Annotated in this window: 24 protein-coding genes; 1 reads left to right on the forward strand and 23 read right to left on the reverse strand. The window is 38.2% G+C overall.

From position 1 onward, the window contains the following. Nucleotides 1-58 precede the first annotated feature (58 nt). From ACR1PO_RS14485 to ACR1PO_RS14565, 17 genes are all read right to left on the reverse strand, one after another. A complete protein-coding gene (locus tag ACR1PO_RS14485; RefSeq protein WP_433987210.1) occupies nucleotides 59-2,371 on the reverse strand; it encodes a GAF domain-containing protein in 2,313 nt (770 codons plus the stop codon). Between the two features lie 245 nt (nucleotides 2,372-2,616). Then, nucleotides 2,617-3,996 (reverse strand): NADH-quinone oxidoreductase subunit N, encoded by a 1,380-nt coding sequence (locus ACR1PO_RS14490; protein WP_332386322.1) that lies wholly within the window; start codon nucleotides 3,994-3,996, stop codon nucleotides 2,617-2,619. A gap of 16 nt (nucleotides 3,997-4,012) precedes the next feature. Continuing rightward, a complete protein-coding gene (locus ACR1PO_RS14495) occupies nucleotides 4,013-5,506 on the reverse strand; it encodes a complex I subunit 4 family protein (RefSeq protein WP_332386321.1) in 1,494 nt (497 codons plus the stop codon). A 2-nt stretch (nucleotides 5,507-5,508) separates the two neighbouring features. Continuing rightward, nucleotides 5,509-7,422 carry an NADH-quinone oxidoreductase subunit L gene (nuoL, locus tag ACR1PO_RS14500; RefSeq protein WP_433987211.1) on the reverse strand — a complete coding sequence of 638 codons (1,914 nt, stop codon included), beginning with the start codon at nucleotides 7,420-7,422 and terminating at the stop codon, nucleotides 5,509-5,511. A gap of 2 nt (nucleotides 7,423-7,424) precedes the next feature. Further along, nucleotides 7,425-7,754 carry an NADH-quinone oxidoreductase subunit NuoK gene (nuoK, locus tag ACR1PO_RS14505; RefSeq protein WP_002983557.1) on the reverse strand — a complete coding sequence of 110 codons (330 nt, stop codon included), beginning with the start codon at nucleotides 7,752-7,754 and terminating at the stop codon, nucleotides 7,425-7,427. A 4-nt stretch (nucleotides 7,755-7,758) separates the two neighbouring features. After that, the gene (locus tag ACR1PO_RS14510) at nucleotides 7,759-8,256 is read right to left on the reverse strand and encodes an NADH-quinone oxidoreductase subunit J family protein (RefSeq protein ID WP_433987212.1); all 498 of its coding nucleotides are present in this window, start codon (nucleotides 8,254-8,256) and stop codon (nucleotides 7,759-7,761) included. Beyond that, the gene (locus tag ACR1PO_RS14515) at nucleotides 8,256-8,813 is read right to left on the reverse strand and encodes a NuoI/complex I 23 kDa subunit family protein (RefSeq protein ID WP_002983553.1); all 558 of its coding nucleotides are present in this window, start codon (nucleotides 8,811-8,813) and stop codon (nucleotides 8,256-8,258) included. Before ACR1PO_RS14515 ends, ACR1PO_RS14510 begins: the two co-directional genes overlap by 1 nt. A gap of 124 nt (nucleotides 8,814-8,937) precedes the next feature. Beyond that, the gene (gene nuoH, locus ACR1PO_RS14520; protein ID WP_332386319.1) at nucleotides 8,938-10,002 is read right to left on the reverse strand and encodes an NADH-quinone oxidoreductase subunit NuoH; all 1,065 of its coding nucleotides are present in this window, start codon (nucleotides 10,000-10,002) and stop codon (nucleotides 8,938-8,940) included. 81 nt (nucleotides 10,003-10,083) lie between these two features. Beyond that, nucleotides 10,084-11,082, reverse strand: coding sequence for an NADH-quinone oxidoreductase subunit G (locus ACR1PO_RS14525; RefSeq protein WP_433987213.1), 999 nt, complete (start codon nucleotides 11,080-11,082; stop codon nucleotides 10,084-10,086). Nucleotides 11,083-11,123: 41 nt separating this feature from the next. Next, entirely contained in the window at nucleotides 11,124-11,999 is an 876-nt protein-coding gene (locus tag ACR1PO_RS14530) for a hypothetical protein (protein ID WP_332386318.1), read from the reverse strand. Between the two features lie 5 nt (nucleotides 12,000-12,004). After that, complete coding sequence (nuoF, locus tag ACR1PO_RS14535) at nucleotides 12,005-13,363, reverse strand: NADH-quinone oxidoreductase subunit NuoF (protein ID WP_002983547.1); 1,359 nt, start codon at nucleotides 13,361-13,363, stop codon at nucleotides 12,005-12,007. Nucleotides 13,364-13,465: 102 nt separating this feature from the next. Beyond that, nucleotides 13,466-13,975, reverse strand: a complete 510-nt coding sequence (locus ACR1PO_RS14540; protein ID WP_002983545.1) for an NADH-quinone oxidoreductase subunit NuoE family protein — start codon at nucleotides 13,973-13,975, stop codon at nucleotides 13,466-13,468. A gap of 103 nt (nucleotides 13,976-14,078) precedes the next feature. After that, the gene (gene nuoD / locus ACR1PO_RS14545; RefSeq protein WP_002983543.1) at nucleotides 14,079-15,302 is read right to left on the reverse strand and encodes an NADH dehydrogenase (quinone) subunit D; all 1,224 of its coding nucleotides are present in this window, start codon (nucleotides 15,300-15,302) and stop codon (nucleotides 14,079-14,081) included. 75 nt (nucleotides 15,303-15,377) lie between these two features. Continuing rightward, entirely contained in the window at nucleotides 15,378-15,872 is a 495-nt protein-coding gene (locus ACR1PO_RS14550) for an NADH-quinone oxidoreductase subunit C (protein WP_065400513.1), read from the reverse strand. Nucleotides 15,873-15,877: 5 nt separating this feature from the next. Beyond that, nucleotides 15,878-16,438, reverse strand: a complete 561-nt coding sequence (locus tag ACR1PO_RS14555) for an NADH-quinone oxidoreductase subunit B (protein WP_002983540.1) — start codon at nucleotides 16,436-16,438, stop codon at nucleotides 15,878-15,880. Nucleotides 16,439-16,538: 100 nt separating this feature from the next. After that, entirely contained in the window at nucleotides 16,539-16,910 is a 372-nt protein-coding gene (locus ACR1PO_RS14560; protein WP_002983537.1) for an NADH-quinone oxidoreductase subunit A, read from the reverse strand. 484 nt (nucleotides 16,911-17,394) lie between these two features. After that, entirely contained in the window at nucleotides 17,395-18,525 is a 1,131-nt protein-coding gene (locus ACR1PO_RS14565) for a GNAT family N-acetyltransferase (protein ID WP_433987214.1), read from the reverse strand. A gap of 104 nt (nucleotides 18,526-18,629) precedes the next feature. Here ACR1PO_RS14565 and ACR1PO_RS14570 point away from each other — a divergent pair, with 104 nt between their 5' ends. Beyond that, complete coding sequence (locus ACR1PO_RS14570) at nucleotides 18,630-19,340, forward strand: zinc metallopeptidase (RefSeq protein ID WP_172617047.1); 711 nt, start codon at nucleotides 18,630-18,632, stop codon at nucleotides 19,338-19,340. On the opposite strand, the gene ACR1PO_RS14575 is transcribed toward ACR1PO_RS14570, so the two are convergent. The 6 genes from ACR1PO_RS14575 to ACR1PO_RS14600 all read right to left on the reverse strand — a co-directional run bounded on the left by ACR1PO_RS14575 (nucleotide 19,341) and on the right by ACR1PO_RS14600 (nucleotide 25,861). Beyond that, on the reverse strand, nucleotides 19,341-19,946 hold the full coding sequence (locus ACR1PO_RS14575) for an IMPACT family protein (RefSeq protein WP_433987215.1): 606 nt from the start codon (nucleotides 19,944-19,946) through the stop codon (nucleotides 19,341-19,343). A 115-nt stretch (nucleotides 19,947-20,061) separates the two neighbouring features. Beyond that, nucleotides 20,062-20,223 (reverse strand): bacteriocin-like protein, encoded by a 162-nt coding sequence (locus tag ACR1PO_RS14580; protein WP_336961317.1) that lies wholly within the window; start codon nucleotides 20,221-20,223, stop codon nucleotides 20,062-20,064. 74 nt (nucleotides 20,224-20,297) lie between these two features. Further along, nucleotides 20,298-21,329: a bifunctional diaminohydroxyphosphoribosylaminopyrimidine deaminase/5-amino-6-(5-phosphoribosylamino)uracil reductase RibD gene (gene ribD / locus ACR1PO_RS14585; protein WP_332386313.1), complete on the reverse strand. Its 1,032-nt coding sequence runs from the start codon at nucleotides 21,327-21,329 to the stop codon at nucleotides 20,298-20,300. Nucleotides 21,330-21,393: 64 nt separating this feature from the next. Then, a complete protein-coding gene (locus tag ACR1PO_RS14590) occupies nucleotides 21,394-23,196 on the reverse strand; it encodes a DUF349 domain-containing protein (RefSeq protein WP_433987216.1) in 1,803 nt (600 codons plus the stop codon). Nucleotides 23,197-23,270: 74 nt separating this feature from the next. After that, nucleotides 23,271-24,008 carry a shikimate dehydrogenase family protein gene (locus ACR1PO_RS14595; RefSeq protein ID WP_433987217.1) on the reverse strand — a complete coding sequence of 246 codons (738 nt, stop codon included), beginning with the start codon at nucleotides 24,006-24,008 and terminating at the stop codon, nucleotides 23,271-23,273. Between the two features lie 62 nt (nucleotides 24,009-24,070). Continuing rightward, entirely contained in the window at nucleotides 24,071-25,861 is a 1,791-nt protein-coding gene (locus ACR1PO_RS14600) for an endonuclease (RefSeq protein WP_433987218.1), read from the reverse strand. Nucleotides 25,862-25,924: the final 63 nt, after the last annotated feature.

Below are 25,924 nucleotides of genomic sequence, written 5' to 3' on the forward strand. Positions count from 1 at the left end.
TCAAGATCAATTTTTGAAAATAAATATAAATACATCCGGGACTTTTGTGCCGGATTTTTTATTCCTGTGGTAGGGTAAAGGAGACCCTTAGCGCCAGCAATCCTGTAATTCCCTGGAGATCCTCAACCTTCAAAAATTCCACGTCATGTTGTAAAACCCCTTTTTTCTGAAGTTTTGAAATGTAGTCGAGATATTCTTTCTGGTTTTCCATTCCGAAATAGACAATGGTGATTTTTCCGGGAGCTGTGATGCGTTCTGAAGAATCTTTGACATGAGCTTTATCCAGACGCTTTTTGATAATTTCGTAATAAGAATTGTATGCTCCGTCTACGTCAAAACGTTTTTCATCCATTCTGAAACGGATGTCGATCTTTTCATTGTACACAAAGATGAGCGAGGCAATATCCAGCTGTATAGGAAGATCTTTTTTAAAAGTCTGGAAATCAAGTTCCATTTTACAGATGGTTTTCATCTGCCAGTATCTCAGTTTATGAACAACTTTTGAGGTATAATGAAGCTCAGGTGCAATGGTAGGGCCAATGTACAGATTATGCTCTACACCGTCAGACTTGAACCTTTCATAATAATGTGGGAAAATTTCCTGGGCTTTTACCTGGCTTTCGTCCAGCATATCCGCCAGCTTACGGTTAACCAGAGTAATAGAGTCATCCAGTTTTTTCCGATGGGTGTAAAACAGCTCCGTTGATGAAAAAATCTGTGAAAAATAATCTTTGATCTTTGTCTTTATTGCTCTGGGGGTTTTAATTTCCAGTTTCCCCTGTAAAAAGGGATGAATCTCTTCCCTCAGCAATCTCTGAAAGCGTTGTTCCGTATCAGCTTTTATTTCATTATTGAGCTCATTTTCAAAAATATCCAGTGCCAGCAGAAACTTTTCTGATTCGGAATTGGTAAGCGTTAAAATTTCGTTCAGTGATTCAATCTGCTGGTTGAGATCCTGCAGCATCAGATTAAAACGTTTTTCTGATGAAGAGCGGATGTCTGAAACCCCGAACAATGGCGTAAGGTTTTTAAATGAAATCTGCTTTAGTGTATAAATTTTCTTTCCCAGCGATGCCGTAAAATATTTTTCAGCTTCATTCCTGAACTTCCACACCACACTGTCATGAATGGTGGTATATTCACGTTGAATAATAGCTTCTATCTGATAGTTTTTCTCAAAATAGAATCTGTTCAGAGAGAAAAGAACCATATCAGTGAAAAATTCCAGTTTTTTAAGCTTTAAGCCATTAAAGCTGCCGGCAATAGGAGAAGTAAATTCCATGATGGCCAGGAGCTCACCGTCTTTCATGATAGGTATTACCATGAAGCTGTTGACATTATTATCCTTTAAAATACTGAAAGAAGGCAGTTTTTTAACGCTTTCATCCAGATTGTTTACATTGGAAACAACAACAGGTTTTGAATTATGATTCAGATTGTTGAAGGTGCTCTTACGGGTTTCTTCATCAAAGGCATTGATCCAGAAATCGAGGATATGATTAGTGAGAAGACTCTCATAAATCGGAAGCTTATCCAGCTTCTGTTCCTTTTTGTTGAAGGTCATCAGTCCAAAACTGAGTTCCGGAACATCAAAATAGGATTTAAAGATTTCGGTCAGATTTTCATCGGGATTCAAATCTTCGGGATCAATTTCGATCATGCTTGATTTCAGATCAGAAAGTGCCACTTCAGAAGTGCAGTCAACCAGTGAAATAATCGTAAATCCTTTTAAAATCCAGGATTGGGAAGGAAAGTATTTCTTCCACAATTTAAAATCATCCAGATTTTCCAGGAGCATATCCAGTATATCATCAGATGGAATTTTGGCATCCTCTGTAGGGATAATTTCTGTGAAGTCTGAATTGACGGTAATCTTATAGTGCTTCATGATTCCCTGCTTGTTAGGGATATCATAATAAAGCGGAATCGTACTCTTAATATCTTTTTTGAAGTAGCTCTGAAGAATCAGACAGCAGCAGAACACATAAAATTCATTATCTGAAATATTTCTCAGTTCTATTTCAAAATCTTTTCCAGCATCTTTCAGAATGTCTTTAAATCTTTCTGTATAATTGAAAGTGATATTGGAAAGAGGAATACTGGCCGCTTTGATCTCATTTTTGGTAAGTCCGGTCGGGAACAGATCGGCAAGAAGAAGCCTGATGAGGTCTTCATATTTTTCGAGGAGGGCGGTGTCCTGGAAGCCTTCTCTGAACTCTTTAAAGTTTCTCGTACTCTCAATCAAAGACTCCGCATAGTTCACCCTGTATTCTAATCTGTCATTATACCGGATATGCTCCAGAACATCCAAATATTTTTTGAATGATATATAAACCTGAAAAGGGGAGTCTTTTTTATAGAGATTAGCCAAGAGCTGAAAAATTTAGAGTAAAGTTATGAAAAAAGCGGAATATTAATAGGAGGATAATTTATTTTATTGTACATAATTTACTTGTACTTCAGGAAACTTTATAAGATATTTTGTAATTATTTGTTGTTTTTTTGGAAAGAGGATGGCAGGATTAATGAATAATAAATTTTATGAATTTTGTTTCAGATATGGCCAAAAAAAGCACAACTGAAAAGTTGTGCTTTTAATATCTTAAAATTCAGGTTTTACAATCCGAACATTCTTGCAAACAGATCCGGGAAAATTCCCAGGATAATAATCAAAGCAATAACAACGACTGCAATGATGTTGTAAGTAAGGGTTACTTTTTCTGATGATTTGAATGTTGATTCTTTAAAGAAGAACATCGCGATGATCAGTCTTAAATAGTAAGCGATAGACAGGGCAGAACCTAATACTGCTACCAGTACAAGGAAAGCTGCACCATTCATAGCCTGGGAGAATAAAGCAAATTTTCCCATAAATCCGGCTGTTAACGGAACTCCTGCCATTGAAAGCATAGAGATCGTTGCTGCTGTGGCTAATAAAGGTTCAGTTTTCGCCAATCCTTTGAATGCCCCGAAAGAAGTTTCTCTTTTCAATTTCTCTACCCAGATCAGACACATGAAAACTCCTACTGTAGATAAAGAATAAGCAAATAAATAAAAGGCAAGGTTATAAGTAGAAAGGCTTGTCATTCCGAAGAATACCAATCCGATATATCCTGCGTGAGAAACTGAAGAATACGCTAACATTCTTTTTGCATTCGTCTGAGCAAGACCCATAACGTTTGCCAAAAGTAAAGTAATGATTAAGAATACTCCTAAAACATTGATCCATTCGTGCGTAACTCCGGTGAAACCCAGTGTCATCAATCTGAACAGGGCAAAGAATCCGGAGATCTTTACCACACTTGCCATGAAAGCTGTGATCAATGATGGTGAACCTGCATATACATCAGGACTCCACATATGGAAAGGTGCTAATGCTACTTTGAATGCCAATGCGCAAAGGATCAGTAATACTCCCAGGATGAACATTACGTTCCCTGAGTTAGCCACACCGAAGTCATGAATTTTATAAAGATCAAAACTTCCTGCACTTCCGTAGATAAATGCAATACCAAACAGTAGGAAACCTGTTGCAAATGCTCCCATAAGGAAATATTTGATAGAAGCTTCATTTGATCTCAGATCAGTTTTGTTAGCTCCGGCCATTACATATAATGGAATAGAAAGGATTTCAACTCCCAAGAACATCGTCACTAAGTTCTGATATCCGAAAAGGATAATTCCTCCGCATAATGCAAACAGCATCAATGCATATAATTCTGACTGGTGGCTTCTGTGGTTGCTGAAAGCAAAACCTCCCAGGAAGAATAATAATAAAGTCGTTACGATTGATATTTTAGTGAATAATGCAGTATTGTCACTGTACTCATACATATGCTTGTAATGGTCGAAGAACGAACATTCCGGCATAAAACTTACGTACAATGCGATGATTAATCCCAAAATCCCAATGTATCTTGCGAATTTTCCTTGTTCAAAAACTCCTGAAAATAACGCAATAACTGCCGTTAGGAAAACAATAATTAAAACACTCATTTCTTAAAATATCAAATTAACTTACCATTGATTGGTAGATAAACTTCACCGAACTACTCACCATTTCAATTACCGGTTGTGGGAAAATACCAAGTAAAATCACAAAAACCGCTAAACTTGCCAATACAGAAAATTCTACACCTGATAAATCTTTTGCTGTACTTAGAACTGCTTCATCTCCTTCACCAAACATTGCTTTTCCGTAGAATCTCAATAAATATACAGCACAAAGAATTACTGTAAGACCAGCAATTACTGCTGCTGTTCCGTTAAAATCATACACTGATTTCAACAAAATAAATTCTCCGATGAATCCATTGGTCAATGGAACTCCCATTGAACCTAGTATAATAATCAGGAACAATACAGCAAACTTAGGCGCTACTTTAGCCAAACCTCCCATTTGTCTGATGTCTCTTGATTTAAATCTCTTGTATAAAATATCACAACAGTAGAATAATCCCACTACGTTGATACCGTGAGCGAAAGTCTGTACCAAAGCACCTTCAGCACCTTCTACATTGAAAGTTCCTCTGAGAGTAACTACTGCGGAAGCAAAGATACCAGCTACCATCAATCCTACGTGGGAGAAAGATGAATAGGCAATGATTCTCTTCATATCCGTCTGGATAATGGCAATCAAAGCTCCGTGAACAATGCCCACAATAGCAAGGATGATCACAATCTGTCCGGAAATTCCGGCAATCGGAATCGGTGTGATTGGAAGTAAATAACGCATTACACCGTATACTGCCATCTTAAGCATAATTCCTGATAATAACATCGATCCCTGAGTAGGAGAGTAGGTATAGGTATCAGGCTGCCATGTATGGAAAGGGAACACCGGTAGTTTCACCGCAAATGCGAAGAAGATGAACCAGAATACCACAGTCTGTTGTGTTTCGTTCAGTTGTGCATTATATAAATCTGTCAAAGCGAATGATGCAGAGTGGTTGTACACATAGATCAGCCCGGCTAACATAAATAATGATCCAACAAATGTATATACGAAGAATTTCGTAGTGAATTCGAACCTTTTATTTTCTTGTCCCCACAGTCCGGCAATGAACCAAATTGGAATCAAAGTTACTTCCCAGAAAATGTAGAATAACAATCCGTCTAAAGAAGTGAACACTCCTACAAGACCAAACTGCATCAATAGAATCAATCCGTAGAATGTATTTCTGTAGTTTACATTTTCGTTGAAAGAAGATAAAATAATGATTGGAGCCAGAATATTGGTCAGTAATAAAAGAAGCATGCTCATTCCATCGATACCGAAGTGAAGAGAGCTCTTCATAAATTGTGACCATGGATAATTGATCTCATGCTGCAATACGCTGTCTACCGTTGGATTAAAATCAAAATCCGAAAGTACATAGAACGTAAGAAGCATTTGTACCAATGCAATTCCAAGCGCCAAATATTTGCTGGAATTATTCTTCCAGGCAAAAACTAATCCCGAACCTACTAGAGGTAATAGTAATAATGTTAATAACAAACAAGACATTATTATTGTAATAAAAAGTTAACAATTAATATAATTCCCACCGCTAAAGACATGATAAGGATATATGTCTCTACATTTCCGTTCTGTACACGCTTCATAGCTTTTCCGCTGTCTTCAGCACCATCACCTACAAAGTTTACAAAACGGTCTAAGATACCCTTATCAAACATTTTTCCTCCGCGTCCTAATCCTTCAACAGTTTTTACAATCAATGCGTTGTAAAGTTCGTCTACATATAATTTTTTAGCAGAAAGCTTTTCCCATCCGGTATAGCTTTCTTCTGCCACAGCCATCTTTTTCTTTTTCACGTAGGTATTTCTTACGATAAACCAAACAGAGAAGAACATAATTACTGTAGCTGCCAATAAGATCATTTCAGTATTGAAAGGTACTCCTGAAAGAGTAGCTTCCATCTGGCTGAAGCTTTGTTCTGTAAGAACAGGCTTTAACCATTCCATCAGTTTGGCATAATGACCGTGACCGATGAAGTGAGGCAGGTTTATGAAACCTCCGATCACAGAAAGAACAGCCAATACGATCAATGGTAATGTCATATTAGACGGGCTTTCATGTAAGTGGTGTTTTTGTTCTTCAGTACCTCTGAATTCTCCATGGAAAGTCAGGTAGTACAGTCTGAACATATACGTTGCAGTGATTGCCGCTAAAACAAATAGGATTACCCAGTAAACAGGGTTTTTAGCGAAAGCTGCTACTAAAATTTCGTCTTTGGAGATCATCCCCGATAATAAAGGGAAACCTGAGATCGCTAATGTTCCGATCAGGAATGTAGCGTGCGTAAGAGGAATATATTTTTTAAGACCTCCCATGAAGCGCATATCCTGTTCGTTGCTCATAGCGTGGATTACAGAACCTGCACCTAAGAATAATAACGCCTTAAAGAATGCATGCGTCATTACGTGGAACATTGCTGTTGTATATGCCCCAAGACCTAAAGCAATGAACATAAACCCAAGCTGTGAAACGGTAGAGTATGCCAATACTTTTTTGATGTCGTTCTGACGAAGTGCATAGAATCCTGCCAAAGCAGCTGTTAAGAACCCGATGAATAAAATTCCTCCCTGAACGGTTGGGGCTAAAGTAAATAAGAAATTGGATCTTACCACTAAATAGATACCCGCAGTTACCATTGTTGCCGCGTGAATTAGCGCAGAAACCGGAGTCGGTCCGGCCATCGCATCCGGTAACCATGTATATAATGGAACCTGAGCTGATTTACCGGTAGCACCGATGAATAAACTCGCTGTGATAAAGATGATCACTGTTCCGTCCAATTCAAATTTTGAAGCATTTTCTGCTACAGAAAGATAATCTACAGCATTGGTCTGAGAAGCGATCATGAAGATACCGATCAATAACGCAAGGTCACCAATCCTGTTCATGATGAAAGCTTTTCTTGCTGCTTTACCGTATTCTTCGTTGGTATACCAGAATCCGATCAACAGGTAAGAACAAAGACCTACACCTTCCCATCCGATGAACAGGATAAGGTAGTTGCTTCCCATTACCAAAAGTAACATGGAGAAGATGAAAAGATTCAGGTAAGTAAAGAACTTGTAGAACCCTTTATCATGACTCATATATCCGATAGAGTATAAGTGGATCAGTGAACCGATCCCCGTGATGATCATGACCATCATTAACGAAAGCTGATCAATCTGGAATCCAAAATTGATTTGAACTCCGTTTACTCTAAACCATTCAAAAGCTTTTACAATGACAGGCTGGCTTTCAGAATTGAAATTCATGAAAAGACTTACCGCAATACAGAAAGATCCGAAAACTACTGCAGTAGCCAGGGAACCAACCAATATTTTTGGAAGATTTTTTCCGAACAGCCCGTTAATAAGAAACCCTAAAAGTGGTAAAAGTACTATTGCATATACTAGATTCTCCATTCTTATCCTCTTAATTTATTAAATATACTCACATCTACAGAACGGGTGTTTCTATACAGCATAGCAATAATTGCCAGACCTACCGCTACTTCAGCAGCAGCTACCACCATAATGAAGAAAACTAAAAGTTGTCCGTCGCCGTTGCCTTTGTATGCTGAAAAGGCCGCCAATAAAAGGTTTACAGAATTCAGCATAAGCTCTACACAGCCCAGAATCACAATAGCATTTTTTCTAAGCAATACTCCCATTACTCCCAGACAGAACAATACTGATGAAAGAATGATGAAGTAGTCCAAAGGGATGCTTTGTATAAATGTATTTACTTCTCCCATAATTTTATAAATCTTTTTTACCGATTAATACCGCGCCTACAATACCTGCCAGAATTAGGATGGAAGCAAGCTCAAACGGTAAAACATATTCATTAAACAAAAGTCTACCCAGATTTTTTGTAAGACCAACTCCTCTGTCTACATTTTCAACAACGATGTGATTGTCCTGAATCCCTCTGAATACCCCTAGAACTCCAATTAATAAAAGCCCTGCAGTAAAAACTCCGACAAACTTTAAAGTATTGTTCTTCTTACTTTCGTCTGCTTTATTAAGGTTAAGCATCATTAAGATGTAAAGGAAAAGTACCATGATGGCACCTGCGTATACTATAATCTGGATAATTGCAAGGAATTGTGCATTTAAAAGAATGTACATTCCGGCAATTGAAAACATTGTAACAATTAATGACAAAATAGCATATAAAGGATTTTTTGAAAATACAAAGTAAACCGCACTTGCCACTGCTAAAAACGCCACCAAGAAAAATAAAAACTGATCCATTATTTTACCGCATTTTTTTGTTTCTCGGATTGTCTTGTCGTGATATCAATCCTTTCATTTATTTTTTCAACTAATTTATCTTTTCCGTAAATGAAAGAACCTCTGTTGGTTTCTACATCCACCAATCTGTCTGTAAGGTAGATGGCAGATTTAGGACAAGCTTCTTCACACATACCACAGAAAATACATCTCAGCATATTGATTTCATATACTGAAGCATACTTTTCTTCTCTGTAAAGATGTTTTTCCTCTTTAGTTCTTTCAGCAGCAGTCATCGTAATGGCTTCTGCAGGACAAGCTACCGCACAAAGCCCGCAAGCTGTACATCTTTCTCTGCCTTCCTCGTCTCTTTTCAAAACGTGCTGACCTCTCCAGATAGTGGTTCTTGGCTTCTGTACTTCCGGATATGAATATACTGCGGGAGCACCCTTTATCACGGTTCTTACAGCATGCTTAAATGTAATCCCCATCCCTGTAAAGATCGCAGGAAGGTAGATTTTTTCAGCAAGGGTCATTTCTTTATTGGAAACAACTTTTGATCTGTTTGTAAGTTTCATTTAATTATAGATATTAGATGTTAGACACCAGATTTTAGACTAATCTTGTCTGTTATCTTAATTTTTAATATTCAATATTCACACAAACCTAACAGGTTTTTAAAACCCGTCAGGTTTAGATGGTTTAATTTCCAAACGCTAAAATTACAGCTCCTGTAATTAACAGGTTTACCAATGCCATCGGGATTAATGTTTTCCATCCCAAGTGCATTAACTGGTCGTATCTGAATCTTGGAAGGGTCCATCTGATCCACATGAAGATCAGAATTCCGATAACAGTTTTCGTTAAAAATGCTACGATACTCAAGATTCCTGCTGTGTTTTCTCCCCAGTTCTGAGTGACCCATTCAATACCAGGATAGTTGTATCCCCCGAAGAAAAGAACTACCATGAAAGCGTTTGAGATAAACATGTTCACGTATTCCCCGAACATATATAAACCTAACTTCATAGAAGAGTATTCTGTAGAGTATCCTGTTACCAATTCAGACTCACACTCAGGTAAATCGAACGGGTGTCTGTTGGTTTCTGCCAAAGCGGCTACAAAGAAAACAAGGAAAGCAACCGGCTGGTAGAAAATATTCCAGTTCAATCCGGAAACCCAAGGAATAACACCCCATAATTTACCGGTAGTCTGGCTTTCAGTGATTTCTTTTAAGTCTAAACTTCCTGTCATCATGATGATAGAAAGAAGCGCTAACCCCATTGCCAATTCGTAAGAAATCATCTGAGAAGAAGCACGGATAGCACCTAATAATGAATATTTGTTGTTCGAAGCCCAACCTCCGATCATGATTCCGTAAACACCAATTGAAGCCATTCCGATGATGAAAAGTACGCCAACATCAATGTTAGCTACCTGAAGATCAAAAGAAGTACCTGCAATATTTAAACTTTTACCCCAAGGAATAACAGCTCCTGTAATCAATGAAATAAACATTACCAAAGCTGGTCCTAATACGAAAAGGAATTTTTCTGCATTGGCAGGCGTAAAGTCTTCTTTGAAGAAAAACTTTCCACCGTCAGCAAGCGGCTGCAGTAATCCGAAAGGTCCGGCTCTGTTAGGACCAATTCTATCCTGCATGATAGAGGCAACTTTTCTTTCTGCCCAGGTAGAGTAGGCGGCAATCGTCAGTGATAGCAGGAAAAGTGCTAGTACAAGTATAAGTTTAAATGTAAGTAAATCCATTTTTTATTTAGATTTTAAGATGTCAGATGCTAGCTATCAGATGGTCTGAAGTCTGAGGTCTGAAATCTGATGTCCTATTAATTATTTTTCGTCTTTTTCACTGATTTCTTTAGCCATCGGATTGTCTAGAACTCTTAGCTCATCTTTTGGCTTTTCGTAGTGGTTCAATGAAATTACAGAATGTCTGTCGATATGTCTCGGCCCTTCGATATTCCAGTCTGATAACGCTTTTCTTTCAAAACGGCATGTATCACAGATGAATTCTTCTACTTCACCCCACTGGTCTTTTCTTGCGGTAACTCTTACAATTTCATCACCTTTCATCCAGACTACAGCTTTTCCGGAACATTTATCACATTTGCAGGAAGCGTTCATAGGTTTTGTAAACCAAACTCTGCTGGCAAAGCGGGCTGTTCTGTCTGTTAATGCTCCAACCGGGCAAACATCAATAACATTTCCGATGAAGTCATTATCCAAAGCTTTATTTAGGTATGTTGAAATCTCAGCGTGATCTCCTCTGAAAAGGATCCCGTGCTCTCTTTCCCCTGTTAATTGGTTGGCAGCCAATACACATCTTGCGCAAAGAATACAACGGTTCATATTCAATTTGATGTGTGGCCCAAGATCATCAGCTTCGTAAGTATTTCTTTCGAATTCTGTTCTTGTATTCTCCACACCATGCTCATACCCTAAATCCTGAAGATGGCATTCTCCTGCCTGGTCACAGATAGGGCAGTCCAGCGGGTGGTTTACCAAAAGGAATTCGGTAACTGCTTTTCTTCCTTCCTGAGCTTTCTCAGAAGTAAGGTTTTTTACTTCCATCCCGTCCATTACATTAGTTCTGCAGCTTGCAACCAGTTTTGGCATAGGGCGCGGATCTGCTTCAGATCCTTTAGATACTTCTACCAGACAGGTTCTGCATCTTCCTCCACTGGTCTCTAATTTGCTGTAGTAGCACATAGCAGGAGGTACAGATTTTCCACCGATTTGTCTTGCAGCTTCAAGGATAGAAGTTCCTGGCAACACTTCAGTAGTCTGTCCGTCTATAGTTATTTTGAATTTTTTAACTTCTTCGCTCATATTGTATGCTTTAAGCTTTATGCATTAAGCAATAGGCTTTGTTATTTATATTTCTTAGTATTAAATGTATATCCGATTCCTGCAAGGAGCTGTCCGAAAACGAAATCCTGCTGGGCTTTGTCCGGCTTATTATTCAATGTAGTCTTGATATCCCACATATTGATGTAACCCGCTTTTCCTTCTAATCTTACCATTACATGGTCCCAAAGAACAAGGTTAAGACTGGCTCTTACGTCTGTTCCCATACCTGCCACGTGGAAACGGTCGCTTCTTTCATTTCCGAAAAGCTTTACATTACTTTTCGGGAACATGAATCCGATACCGGCTCCGTAAGACCAAACCAGATCAACATTTTTCTTATTGATCAGATTCTGATATCTTTCAAGACCTAAATTTTCATAATTAAGTCCGTCAGTATGTTCAAAAGTAAGGAACTTCTCATCTGCCAGGTTTACCTGTCCGTTTTGTACCATTGCTGCATATTCAGGATCTGAAATATGGCCTTTGAAATTTACGGTCTGGTTTTGATCCATTACATATTTCATATGGTCTATTCCCAAAACCAGGGCTAAATTATCTTTAATAAAATATCCCGCTCTGAAATTGTACTGAACCACTGTAAACCAACCCGGATTGATATAAACAATACCAAATTTGGTAGGTCTGTCCTGTGCAGATACATTATTAAGCTGAAAGTCATAGCCATTTCCTGTGAAACGGATATCAGAGTTACTGAACGCCGCTCTGTTCCATCCGAAGAAAACGAACATCTGACCTTTTTTGCTTAAAGGTTCCGGTTTCTTTCTTGAAACCAATGCTCCTTTATCTGAACTTCTATCTATTAAAGAATCCTTTTCTTTATTTTGTCCAAAAACAAAACTCGACATCATTAAGCCGACAACCAACAATTTTTTCATTTCACCTATGCATTCTTTTCTACAGCCGGGATAGGATCTGCATAATGTGCCAATCCATAATTTTGTGTCTGAGACAACTCTGGGTTTTTCACGTGCCACTCAAATTCATCTCTGAAGTGACGTATTGCTGCTGCAACCGGCCAGGCTGCTGCATCACCCAACGGACAAATCGTATTTCCCTCGATCTTTCTCTGGATATCCCAAAGCAGATCGATATCTTCCATTTTTCCTTCTCCTTTCTCGATTTTCTTTAAAATTTTGTACATCCATCCCGTTCCTTCACGGCAAGGAGTACATTGTCCGCAGCTTTCGTGATTATAGAATCTTGCCAAAGTCATGGTGTGTTCTACAATACACTGGTCTTCATCCAAAACGATGAAGCCTCCTGAACCCATCATGGTTCCGGTAGCGAAACCACCGTCTGCCAAGGACTCATAGTTCATATATCTCGGCTCTCCGTTCACTGTTCTCAGCAATAGATTTGCAGGAACAATCGGAACAGAACTTCCTCCGGGAATACAAGCCTTTAATCTTTTACCGTCTTTAATACCACCGCAGTATTCATCAGAATAGATAAATTCTTCTACAGTGATCGTCATATCGATTTCGTATACGCCAGGTTTGTTGATATTTCCACAAGCAGAAATCAATTTCGTTCCTGTGGATCTTCCCACCCCGATTTTAGCATATTCAGCACCTGTTATATCAATGATCGGAACCACTGCTGCAATAGACTCAACGTTGTTTACCACCGTTGGTCTTTCCCAAAGACCTTTTACAGCCGGGAATGGTGGTTTTAATCTTGGGTTACCTCTTTTTCCTTCAAGGGATTCAAGCAATGCAGTTTCTTCACCGCAAATGTATGCTCCACCACCTCTCTGTACGTAGATTTCAAGATCGAAACCGGTTCCTAAAATGTTTTTACCTAAAAATCCTGCTGCTTTGGCTTCTTCAATAGCTTCCTCAAGGATATCCGGAATCCATGAATATTCTCCACGGATGTAGATATAAGAAGTATTGGAACCTAAACAGTAAGAAGAAATCAGCATTCCCTCGATCAATAAATGAGGAAGGAATTCCATCAGATATCTGTCCTTGAATGTTCCGGGCTCAGATTCATCCGCATTCACAACAAGGTGTCTTGGAACACCTTCAGGTTTTGCCAGAAAGCTCCATTTCATTCCTGTCGGGAATCCGGCTCCACCACGACCTCTCAGTCCTGAAGCCTTTACTTCTTCAAGAATTTCGTCAGGAGTCATTTTCAAGGCCTTTTCAGCTGCTGTGTAACCTCCCTGCTTACGGTAGGTTTCAAAGTAACGGATACCTTCTATATGTGCGTCTTTAAGTAAAAGTTTTTTACTCATTGTTATTTGCTTATTGCAATTGGCTTTTGGTGCCTTGCATTAATTATGATTAAACGTTAAGTGAATAATTTAAAATCTACAATTTAGAGTTTAAAATTTCTATTAGTCTAAAGCAACCTGTCCCTGTCTGCAAAGATCAAGGATTTCGTCTACTTTTTCTATCGTTAAATTTTCATGAAAGAATTTCCCAAGCTGCATCATTGGTGCATATCCGCATGCTCCAAGACATTCTGCCGGCTTTAGTGTGAACATGCCGTCTTCAGTAGTCTCTCCGTCTTTAATGTTCAGTTTGGTTCTGATATGATCCAGAATTTTTTCGCTTCCACAAACCATGCAGGGACCTGTTCTGCAAACTTCCAGAACATATTTACCTACCGGCTTCATATTGAACATTGTATAGAAAGTAGCCACTTCATATACTTCGATCGGTTTGATGCTTAATAGTCCGGCAACATAATCCATTACAGGAACATCTAACCATCCTCCGAACTCTTTCTGTGCCAGGTGAAGTACAGGAAGAAGAGCAGACTTCTGTCTTCCTTCAGGGTATCTTGCGATAATTTTGTGTACCTGTGCTAAACTTTCCGGTTTAAAAGCTATTGTTTCGCTCATTTTTTTAAATGTATTATTGTACAGTGTACAATGTACTAATGACTTATTTATTTATCATTGTAAAATCATGAATACATTTTACAATGGTACTTTTTTACAATTGTTATGCGTCTAATTCTCCCGCAATAATATTCATACTACACATCGTTACAATGGCATCTGAAATTACAGAACCCGTAATCATTTCAGGATATGCCTGATAGTAGATGAAGCATGGTCTTCTGAAGTGAAGCCTGTAAGGACTTCTTCCTCCGTCGCTCACAAGATAGAACCCTAATTCTCCGTTTCCACCCTCTACTGCATGATAAACTTCTCCTTTCGGTACATCAGTTTCTCCCATTACGATTTTGAAATGGTAGATCAATGCTTCCATTTTCTGATATACATCTGCCTTTTCAGGAAGATAGAAATCAGGAACATCCGCATGGAATGGCCCTTCCGGAAGGTTTTCGTATGCTTGTTTGATAATTTTGATTGATTCCCAGACTTCCTGTTGACGAACCATGAAACGGTCGTAAGTATCTCCTGAAGTTCCTACAGGAATAATAAAGTCGAAGTCCTGGTATGAAGAATAAGGCTGTGCAACTCTTACATCGTAATCTACACCTGCTGCACGTAAGTTTGGACCTGTAAAACCATAGCTTAATGCTCTTTCGGCAGAGATGGCCCCCGTACCGATGGTTCTGTCCATGAAAATTCTGTTTCTTTCCAATAAAGTACAGAACTCTTTGAATCTTGGCGGGAATGTCTTTAAGAAATCCTTGATCAGCTCATGGAACTTAGGCGTGAAGTCTCTTTCAAAACCTCCGATTCTTCCCATATTGGTCGTCATTCTGGCACCGCAGATCTGCTCATACATATCGTAAATACGTTCTCTTTCGATGAACATATAAGTAAGACCTGTAATAGCTCCTGAGTCCATTCCGGTTACCCCGTTACAGATCAGGTGGTCGCCGATTCTGGCAAGCTCCATCAGGATGACACGCATATAATCTACACGTTTTGGAACTTCTACGCCGATCAGCTTTTCTACTGTCATATGCCAGCCTAAGTTATTGATTGGTGCAGAACAGTAATTCATACGGTCTGTAAGGGTAGTGATCTGAGAATAGTTTCTTCTTTCAGAAATTTTCTCAAACGCTCTGTGGATATATCCCACTGTTTGTTCAGCGTGGAGGATTCTTTCTCCGTCCATCGTTAAGATATTCTGGAAAATCCCGTGCGTAGCAGGGTGGGTGGGTCCTAAGTTGAGGGTATATAATTGCCCGTCAATCTGTTCCTTACTTTCGTACTGGTTTAGTATATTAGATAATGAGTTATCTTTCATAATTTAAATGCTTTAGGCTATAGGCTCTAGGCTTTAAGCTTATTGCTTGCTGCTTACTGCTTATTGCATTATTTTTTATCTTCCGAACATACTATCGTTCTTGTCGGTCCTTGTACCGTCTTCAAGGCGATATTCTTTCAACATTGGGTGATATCCGAGATCTTCCATATTCAAAATAGGTCTGAGGTCCGGATGTCCTTTAAATTTAATCCCATAGAAATCATACGTTTCTCTTTCCATCCAGTTTGCTCCCGCATATAGATCCGTAAGGGAATCTACCTCTATATTTTCTCTGGACATGAAGATTTTCAGACGTAATCTGAAATTGGTCATCATATTATGTAAATGGTAGACAACACCTATTTCCTTTTCCGGGAACTCAGGGTAATGAATTCCGCAGACATCTGTAAGGAAATTGATTTCCAGAGATGAATCTTTAAGATAGTGAATGATTTTCTTAATATCTTCTTTTTTTACTTCAATCGTCAGCATTCCATAAGGCTCTGAGCTTGAAATGACAGATTCCGGAAATTCTCTTGTGATAGCTTCTAATACAAATTCGTTTGTCATTTCCGTTAGTTGCTTATATTGTAAGAATCTAATAATTTCTGATACTCAGGCATGTCTCTTCTTCTGATGCTTTCGCTTTCTGCCAAAGCCTGTACCTGCATTACCCCTTCAATGATCTGTTCAGGTCTTGGAGGACATCCGGGAACGTAAACATCTACCGGAATAATTTTATCAATTCCCTGAAGTACAGAATACGTATCAAAAATACCACCGCTGGAAGCACAGGCTCCCACTGCTACCACCCATTTTGGCTCAGCCATCTGAGTGTACACTTCTTTCAGGACTGGTCCCAATTTCTTTGATATAGTTCCGCAAACCATCAGCATATCTGCTTGTCTTGGAGAGAAAGAGTTTCTTTCCATCCCAAATCTTGAAGCATCATAAGTAGGGTTCAGGGTAGCCATAAACTCGATACCACAACAAGAGGTTGCAAATGGTAACGGCCAAAGTGAAAACTTTCTTGCCATCCCGATTACACTGCTCAGTTTTGTTGCGAAAAACCCTTCTCCTTCATAGCCTTCAGGAGCAGGTGCATCTGTTCTTATTACTGGTTTTTTATCTGACATTTTTAGTAAATATTTAAAGATTAAAATATTTAAAGATTAAAAAAATAAGATCTTGAAAATCTTTAAATTACTTAAATACATTCAATCTTTTAATTAAAATTTATTTATCCCAATCTAACGCACCGCGTTTCCAGACATAGAAAAACGCCATGAAAAAGATGGCTACGAACGTAAGCACGGCAAGGAATCCTTCCATACCGAATTCTCTGAAGTTTACAGCGTAAGGATAAAAGAATACGATTTCAATATCGAATAGTACGAACAATACCGCAGTCAGGAAGTACTTGATAGAAAACGGTGTTCTGGCATTTCCTTCTACAGGAACTCCACATTCCCAGCTTTGGTTTTTTACAGAGTTTCCTTTTTTCTGCTGTGGGCCTAAGAAATGGGCACCAAGCAAAGAAACCGCTACAAATCCTACTGCTACACCAGCCTGGATAAGGATTGGAATATAACTTTCAGGTAAATTCATTTTTGCATTATTATCTCAATTTGCAAATTTAGCGAATAAACAAGAAAGCATGAAATTTATCAGCTTAAAAGTAGGATGAAAATGAGTTAAATCAGTAATTTAGAATCAATAAAAATTAGCTTTTTATCTTCGTTTTTTTGCCGGGTTTTTCCCCGTTTTTTGTAGTGAATGTGGAAAATTACATTCTGCCGGATAATATTTGGGGTATTTTGAATGCTTTGTACAAATAAAGATAACTTGTTAAAAGCACTGTTGGGGTTGATTTTATTTTTTCATTTTTTTCAAAAGCGTATAAGCCATAAATGAAATATACCCGAAAAGAATACTGGCAAAAAGAATATTAATCACCGTATTTGTTTTGTCATCCGGTGACTGAAAGAAGAAATTGTAACTAATAAATCCAGTTATTAAAATAGCAAAAATGATCAGCTGTGGTTTCATAAATTTTTAGATTTTAAATTATTGCTTAGTACAAAATACAGCATCAGTTATTGATATCCATAGAATAGGTCCTTCTTCTCTTATGATTTACCGGATTATAATCCTGCCATAACAGCTGAATACTTTTGTTTTCTTCCAGCTCCGGGTTGGTTTCCAGGTATTTGACTCCTTTTTTTCTGAATATATCCCAGATTTCTTTGAAGATGATAGAGGTTACCCCTCTTCTCTGGTAGTCCGGATGAATTCCGATCAGATAGAAATTAGCCCTGTCATTCTTCTTTCCTGCTTTTAAAAAGTGCCACCAGCCAAAAGGAAGCAGCTTTCCTCCTGATTTTTGCAGGGCCTTGGAGTATGAAGGCATTGTAATCGCGAAAGAGATCAGATTATTGTGCTCATCAGCAATGCATACAATAAAATCTTTGTCGATAAGTTTGAAATATTTCTCTTTATAGGTTTTACGCTGTTCGTCAGAAATAGGAGTGTAGGTGGAAAGGTGTTTGTAAGTTTCGTCCAAAAGATCAAACATAGGATCCACATACTGAATGATTTCCTCCTTTGTTTTGAATTTTAAAACTTTCAGTTTGTATTTTTCGGAAATAAGCTGATTAAATTTATGGATTTTTTCAGGCAGGGTTTCAGGGAAGATAATTTCAAATTCTACCCATTCCTTCTCCTTGGTCAATCCCAGATTTTCCAGATGTTTCGGATAGTATTCGTGGTTGTAAATTCCGATCATTGTAGCCAGCTGGTCGAAGCCTTTTATCAGCATTCCGGCTTTATCCAGATTGGTGAAACCCATAGGGCCCTCAATTTTGCCAATGTTTTTTTCTTTGGCATAATCAACCGCTTTCTGAATTAGTGCTTTTGAAACTTCAGCATCATCAATAAAATCGATCCACCCAAAGCGTACTTTTTTAATTCCTAACTCTTTCTCTTCTTTGTGGTTAATAAGAACTGCAATTCTTCCTACAATTTTATCGTTTTTATAAGCAAGATATTGTCTGGCCTCCGAATATTGAAGCGCAGGATTTTCATCAGCATTCCAAATGTTGATTTCGTCATTGATAAAGGACGGAACGTAGTAAGGATTGTTTTTATACAGATCCATCGGAAATCTTACGAATTGCTTCAGCTGACCCGCAGTTTTTACTTCAATAATTGAAATTGTAGACATGTTTTTTGAGAAGAATTAAAGGACAAATATAAATAATAATATCGTATACTTTGGCACAGTTTTTATTTGATTATGGGTAAAATTAAACACAAAATTTATATAAAATGGTGGGTTATTATATCATTATTGGTATTTCAATGTTGGTGAGCTGGTGGGTTTCGTCCAGGTTGAAATCGAAATTTGAATATTATTCCAATGTACACCTTCGAAATGGCCTTTCGGGGAAAGAAGTAGCGGAAAAGATGTTGAGAGATAACGGGATAAATGATGTTCAGGTAATATCAGTACCCGGGCAGTTGACGGACCACTATAATCCGGCAGATAAAACAGTTAACCTTTCTGAAGGGGTTTATATGCAGAGAAACGCAGCGGCAGCGGCAGTAGCAGCTCACGAATGCGGCCATGCAGTACAACACGCGGTAGGCTACTCTATGTTGAATTTACGTTCAAAACTGGTTCCTATTGTTAATATAAGTTCCAATCTGATGCAGTTTGTCCTGATTGCAGGTATCGCAGTAATGGCAGCATCAAGAACGATTGAGAACCCAAATGGAAATACAACAGTTCTTGCCATCGGAGTTGCAATGTTTGCTGTGACAACGCTGTTTGCTTTTGTAACACTTCCGGTGGAATATGATGCGAGCAACAGGGCAATGAAATGGCTTAAAGATACAGGAACAGTAACTGCAGAAGAATTCGTTGGGGTACAGGACAGTCTGAAATGGGCGGCAAGAACTTATGTGGTAGCTGCTTTAGGTTCACTGGCACAGCTTCTTTACTGGGCATCTTTGCTCCTTGGAGGAAGAAGGGATTAATTAATCATTAAATTCAAATGAAACATACTGCATCTCGGAAAGTTTTTCTGAGATGCTTTCTTTTTGGGCCAGTTTCAGGGATGCTGTAAGGATACAGTTTTCATTTGCATCGAAATTCAGGACTTTGGCATCAAATTTTGAAAGCAGGGTGAATATCGTGTTCTGTTGATTGAAATTAAACCGGATCTCGACTTCTGTTTCCAGCTCACGGGTAATGATATTGGCTTCCTCCAATGTAATCTTCGCAGATTCTTTGTAAGTTTTCACAAGGCCGGAAACTCCGAGTTTAGTTCCTCCGTAATAACGAACAACAATTACAAGTACATTCGTGATCTCATTCGCCAAAAGCTGATTGTAGATGGGTAATCCTGCACTTCCGGAAGGTTCGCCGTCATCATTGGCGCGATAGTTTTCGCCATTCAATCCCATTCTGAAAGCATAGCAATGGTGGGTCGCTTTCGGATGTTCTTCCCTGATCTTTTCCAAAGCTGCCTTTAACTCTTTTTCATTATTTACAGGGTAAGCAAATCCGATGAACTTACTTCCTTTTTCTTTTAAAAGAGTGTTTTCTATGGGTTTCTCTATGGTTTTGTATTCAAACGTCATCGTGTATTCCGGCTTTATAGATGCAAAAATATAAAACGCATTTAAAAGTTAATAGTATTTAAAAGAAAATACCACCAAATGATGGTGGTATTAAATTATTTTTGAGAGATGTTTTTTAAACGCATATTACATCTCCACCTCCGCCACCTGGATTTCTCCAGTAGCAAGTTCTTGTTTCTGGGGGGCAACCGTATAATTCTACACAGCTTTCTTTTTTGATAAGTCCTCCTTTAACTTGTTTTAAACTTTCTCTTGAAATTTTTTTTAGATTTTTCATGATTTTAATATTAGTTTTTAATTGTAATCCTAAATTAGTAAATTATTTCAAGAGCGGGTGATAAAAAATGAGGATTATGAATTTTTTAACTTATGTATTGATATGGTATTATCCCTGTAGTTTTCAGTTTTGCCGGGTATATGGCTAAATTCCGGGGCTTTTGTGCCATTCTGTAATTTTAGATTTTCGTTTTTAATAACTATAGCTTCGTCCCAAAGACCGGCATCAATGAATTGTTGTAATGTAAAACGCCCGCCTTCAATAATGACGGACTGTATCTGTTCTTTGTACAGTGCTTCCATCAATTCTGACAGAAAATTGTCCTTGTTTGTTTTTATGAATTGGATGTGGTTTTCGTTACCTTCTTTTACAGAATTTAAAACCAGTGTTTTTGCTGCGTTATTGTAAATATTGTAATGAGCCGGAACTTTCAGATCAAAGTCGATTAAAATTCTGACAGGGTTTACTCCTTCTGCATTTCTTACGGTAAGGCTTGGATTGTCATTTAAAGCTGTTTGTGTTCCTACTAAAATAGCATGCTCGTCGGCTCTCAGCTGATGAACAAATTGATTTACCAGTGAGTTGGAAACAGCAGTTGGTTTAAAATCCTTATCCAGAAATCCATCACCGGATTCTGCCCATTTTAAAATGATATAAGGCCTTTTCTTTTCATGATAGGTGAAGAATCTTTTATTAAGTTCAATACATTCTTTTTCCAGAATTCCTGAAACGGCTTCAATGCCTGCATCCTGAATGATTTTCTTTCCTTTGCCGTTCACTTTATCATGGGAATCCATTGCCCCGATCACCACTTTTTTAAATCCAAGTTCTTTAATTTTCAAAGCACAAGGCGGAGTTTTTCCGTAATGTGCACAGGGTTCCAGGGATACATAAATTGTTGATTCAGGGATAAGGTCTTTATTTTTAACTGAATTGATGGCATTGATTTCAGCATGGTTTTCCCCTGCCTTATGATGGTATCCTTCACCAATAATTTCCCCGTTGTGGACAATCACACTTCCTACAAGAGGGTTGGGATATGTTTTACCAAGTGCCTTCCGGGCCAGTTCTATACATCTTTTGATATAAAGTTCGTCGTTGTTCATATTGTATAAAAAGAAAAAGCGAAGACAAATTACTTTGCTCCGCCTTTATGTATTTTGTTATGTATTATTCTCCGCTGATAATGTTGTGGAGATTTTGTTTTAACGTTTCCAGATGGGCTTTTTTCTCATCAATGGTATTGTAAGTATCCTTTAAAAGAGGATTTTCTCTTGACGGCTTGTTGAAGAAAGACAGGTTGTTTTCCAGCTTTACAATTTCTGCTTCAAGATCAGAGATCTGATTTTTGATCTTTCTCGCTTTGTCGGTAAGCTGATTTTCAGATAAACCTTCTTCTTTCAGCTCAAGCTCATTGATCTTGTTTATTTTCAATTTCTCTCGTAATGTTTTGTTGAATTCAGAGTTGATTGAAATTTTGTCTCTTGGAACTTTTCCGATATTATTCCATGAAGTTTTGATCTGCTCGATTCTTTCGATGCTTCCTTCGTCATTGGAAACTTCTTTCAGTTCATCAAGAAGAGCTTTTTTGTTTTTATAGTTCTCCTTCCAGTTGTCAGTTGAAGTATTGCTTTTCTCTCTGTAATTGTTGAAGAATGCGTTACATGCATCACGGAATTCATCCCAGATCTTATTGGTCATGCTTTTTGGTACGTGACCGATTTTTTTCCAGTCTTCCTGAAGCTTTTTGAATAGAGGCACTGAGATATCCCATTCCTCATTGTTCATATTATCCTGTGCAGTCTGGATTAGTTTTAGTTTTTCTTCAAGATTGGCCTGCTGAGATCCTTTCAACGATTTGTAATAATTGTTTTTCGTTGTATTAAAGGCCCTTAGTGTTGTTTTGAAGTCATTCCAGTTCTGGTTGGAAAGTTTTCTCGGCACACTTCCTGTTTTTAAAAAGTCAGATCGCAGATCTTCCACTCTTTTGATGGCATTTTGCCAGTAGTTGTGGTTAGGTGTTTCTGAAGGTTCGGAAAGCTTTTTGATTTCAGCAATGATCTGATTTTTCTTTTCAAGGTTTTCACTCTGTTCTTTTTCAATAGAAGCAGAAAGCTCAGATTTTCTTTCGTGAATTTTGTTGGAGATTTCTTTGAATTCTTCCCATGTTTTTTCACGGAATTCTTCTGCTACAGGTTCGGCTTCTTCTTTCCAAAGTTTATGAAGATACTGAAGCTCATTCAGCGCCTTCTGGATTACCGGTTCGTTTTCCAGTTCTTTGGCACGGGCAATGATGTGCTCTCTTTTTTCCAGATTATGGCTGTATTCCTGCTCCAGGAATTCTTTGTTCAGATCCAGCATCTGATAAAACTGATTCAGGTGATGGAAATAGTTATTATTAAGAATTTTAAATTCAGATTTTGCAACCTGTCCGGCTTTTGACCAGTCTTCTTTTATTTCACGGATGGATTTGAAAAGATTGATCCCCGGTTCAGAGCTGGTATAAAGATTTTTAAGTCTTTCAATAATATTCTGGCGGTGTTCAAGGTTTTTCTTCTGTTCTTCTTCCTGTCCTTTCTGGAAGTCGTCATGTTTTTCCTTGAAAATATTGACTAATGCAGAATACTTAGCCTGAGAAGGGTGCTCATAGCTGAAATTTTCAGCAACGTTTCCGGCTTCTATGTATTCGTGTCTTTTGTCTTCCACTTCATCATGGATGTAATGACTTGCTTTTTCCTTCAGTTGGTTGAATCTTTTGAAGTTTTCACCGGCATTAGGAGTGTTGATGATTTTTTCCATTTCCTTTAAAGCATCGGCAAGAGAGAGCTCTTCCTCTTCATGTTCTTCCAGGTGTTCTGCATCATCTTCATGCGGGTTTGCATCATGAGAAACCGCGTTTTCTGATGTGTCCTGAGATACTTCGTTAGGATTTTTCTTTTCTTCGTTTTCAGAAAGATTGTTTTCTGTAGTCATAGCAAATCTTTTATGTGAGTGGCGTTAATATCCTTTAAATATAGCTGTAAGGCCAATTAAAGTACTAATTTATGTTATTTTTTTTGAAAATTCCAAATTTCCCAGGCTTTTTCTGCTTGCTGTTCAAGCATATAATACCCATTTACAGTTTTTGCTCCTTTTTCAGAGGCATTGAGGATGAATTGGGTGTAGTTGGGATTGTAAATCAGATCAATAACCAGATGATCTGAGGAAAGCCCGTCAAAAGGAAAGTTCAGACAGTCCTTAACATTTGGAAAAGTACCTACAGGCGTACACTGAACAATAATTTTATGTTCTGAAACCGTTTCCTTATCAAGATTTTCAAAATTGATTTCTGTACTTCTGGAGATAGTTATTGAAGGAATATTATGTTTATCCAGCGCATACTTAACTGCTTTTGCGGCTCCTCCGTTTCCTAAAATGAGTGCTTTATCCTGTGAAGGTTTTCTATGCAAAAGAAGTGTCTTTTCAAAGCCGAAAGCATCCGTATTATAGCCTGTCTTTTTACCATCCTGAATAAGAACACAGTTAACAGCGCCTATTTTTTCAGCTTCATCACTTAATTCATCAAGATAATCAATTATTTTTTCTTTATAAGGAATGGTAACATTAAACCCTAACAGCTCCGGAGAAGCAAAAAGATTTTCTACTTCATTGATTTCGTTCAGATCAAAAATGTCGTAGGAAAAGTTCTTCAGCATGAGCTTCTGGAACTTGTTTTCGAAGAATTTTTTAGAAAATGAGTAAGAAATATTTCGTCCTATCAATCCTAATTTTTTGTTGGAATCCATATATCAAAAATAAAAAAAAGACCGGACAAATCCGGCCTTTGGTTTTAAATATTTTTTAATAATTAATCTACGATAAATTTAGCGGAGAAACTGTCTGTTTTCAGGATGTAAGTTCCTTTTACCATGCCTTTAAGGTTAATCTTGTTTGAGTGTCTGAAAGGATTGGCAATTGTTTCAATTAATTTTCCAGAAAGATCATAGATGTCAGCTTTTGAAATTTTGCCGAGATTTTCTCCCTTTACGGATAATTCATTATTTCTTACCGGGTTAGGGTAGATGGTGAATTCTGATTTATTTTTTGGAGTTTCTGCTGTTGCCAGCGTACCGAAACATGTCCAGCTGAGATCATCCATTGCAACCCTGTCGCCACTGTTTGGATTTACGATCTTAATTGTCACATTACCGCTAACATTTACATTAATGGTAGTCGTTGTTACAGTGCTGCTGTATGGAATAGTTCCTACAGTAACATCATTTATCAATACGTTCAGATTGCCGTTGTTACCGTTGTATTTTCTCTGCGTGGTCAATGTCAGAGACTGAACACCGCCTGAAATAACAGAACTTGTTAAAGTTCCTTTATTGGTACAGACAGCTTTACCATTGATGGTTTCGTCGGTTCTTGCCAGAGTGGCTGTCCATGTGATATTATTGTTTGTCCACGTTCTTGTGGCATATGAAGACGGTAAAGATGAGCCATCCTGCATGGTGCTGAAATCTTCCGTTCCACAGCTTCCGCCTCCTGCAGGCCCGTCAAGGGTTGTCTCTGTAGCGGTTGTACTTTGCGGAGATGAATTTCCTGCTGCATCTTTAGCAATGACATAGAATGTATATTGAGTAAGCGGAGATAATCCTGAAATTACAGTAGAGGTAGTTGTACCTGATACGGTAGCTTTTAGGGCACCGTTTGCATAAACCAGGTAAGATGCTATTCCGATGTTATCCGTAGCAGCCGTCCAGCTTACATTGATAGAGTTTGAAGTAGGATTGTTGGCTACAACGTTTGTTGCAGCTGTAGGGGCCTGTGTGTCAACAACCGGAGTTCCCCAGATCTGAGTAACATATTCAGGGTGGTCAATGAAAGGGTTTCTGTTTCCCTGGTAGATATAAGATGCATTATTTCTTGCAATTTCTTCAGGAGATACAGGGTCCATGGCATTCCATGCCAAATACTGGTTAAGTGCCCAGGGCTGCAGTCCGGGGTATGCTGTGTTGCCAAGCATGTCCCCTGTAGTAAAATTGGGAAGATTGTCTTCATATCTTGTCACAAAATAAAGGATCATTCTGGCAATATCACCTTTAAACGCATCAATCGGCTCAAATACAGTGCCCGAATATCCCGGAGATACTGATGTTCCTAATTTTGATCCGTTTTTAGATAAGAAAGAAACGCTGCCAACAACTCCGTAAGGATAATTCGATCTCATTCCGTTTACTTTTCCATCGGTAGGACGGATAAAGTGAATGTCAGCGACCATAGGGGAAGCACTGTTGAATAAACTTTGAGGAATGACGTGTTCTCTGTTGTAGCATTGTCCTTCCGTAGAATATGTTCCGCACTGGTTAGTTCCTAATGTATAGCTGTATTGATCCGGTCCAGTGGGATTTTCAGAATAAATATCCAGAATGGTTCCGTCATTTTCGTAAAAATAGTCACGGTCAGTTGTTGCATAACCTGTCCATAAACCGCTGTACCCATGGTCTACATGTCCGTTACTGATAATGTTTTTAAGGGCTGTTTTAAGAGCTGCACCTGTTAATCCTGGCGATTGATTATAATATCCTGCCGGAGCCTGTGCCAAAGCGCTTATAAATGTCACGCTTACAAGAAAAAAAGATAAAAGTTGTTTCATTTTTTAAAATTGGGGCGTAAAGGTACGAAAAAATGAAACCGAAGTATATTAATTGTGTGTAAT

Source organism: Chryseobacterium amylolyticum (assembly GCF_051011775.1).
Classification (GTDB): Bacteria; Bacteroidota; Bacteroidia; order Flavobacteriales; family Weeksellaceae; genus Chryseobacterium.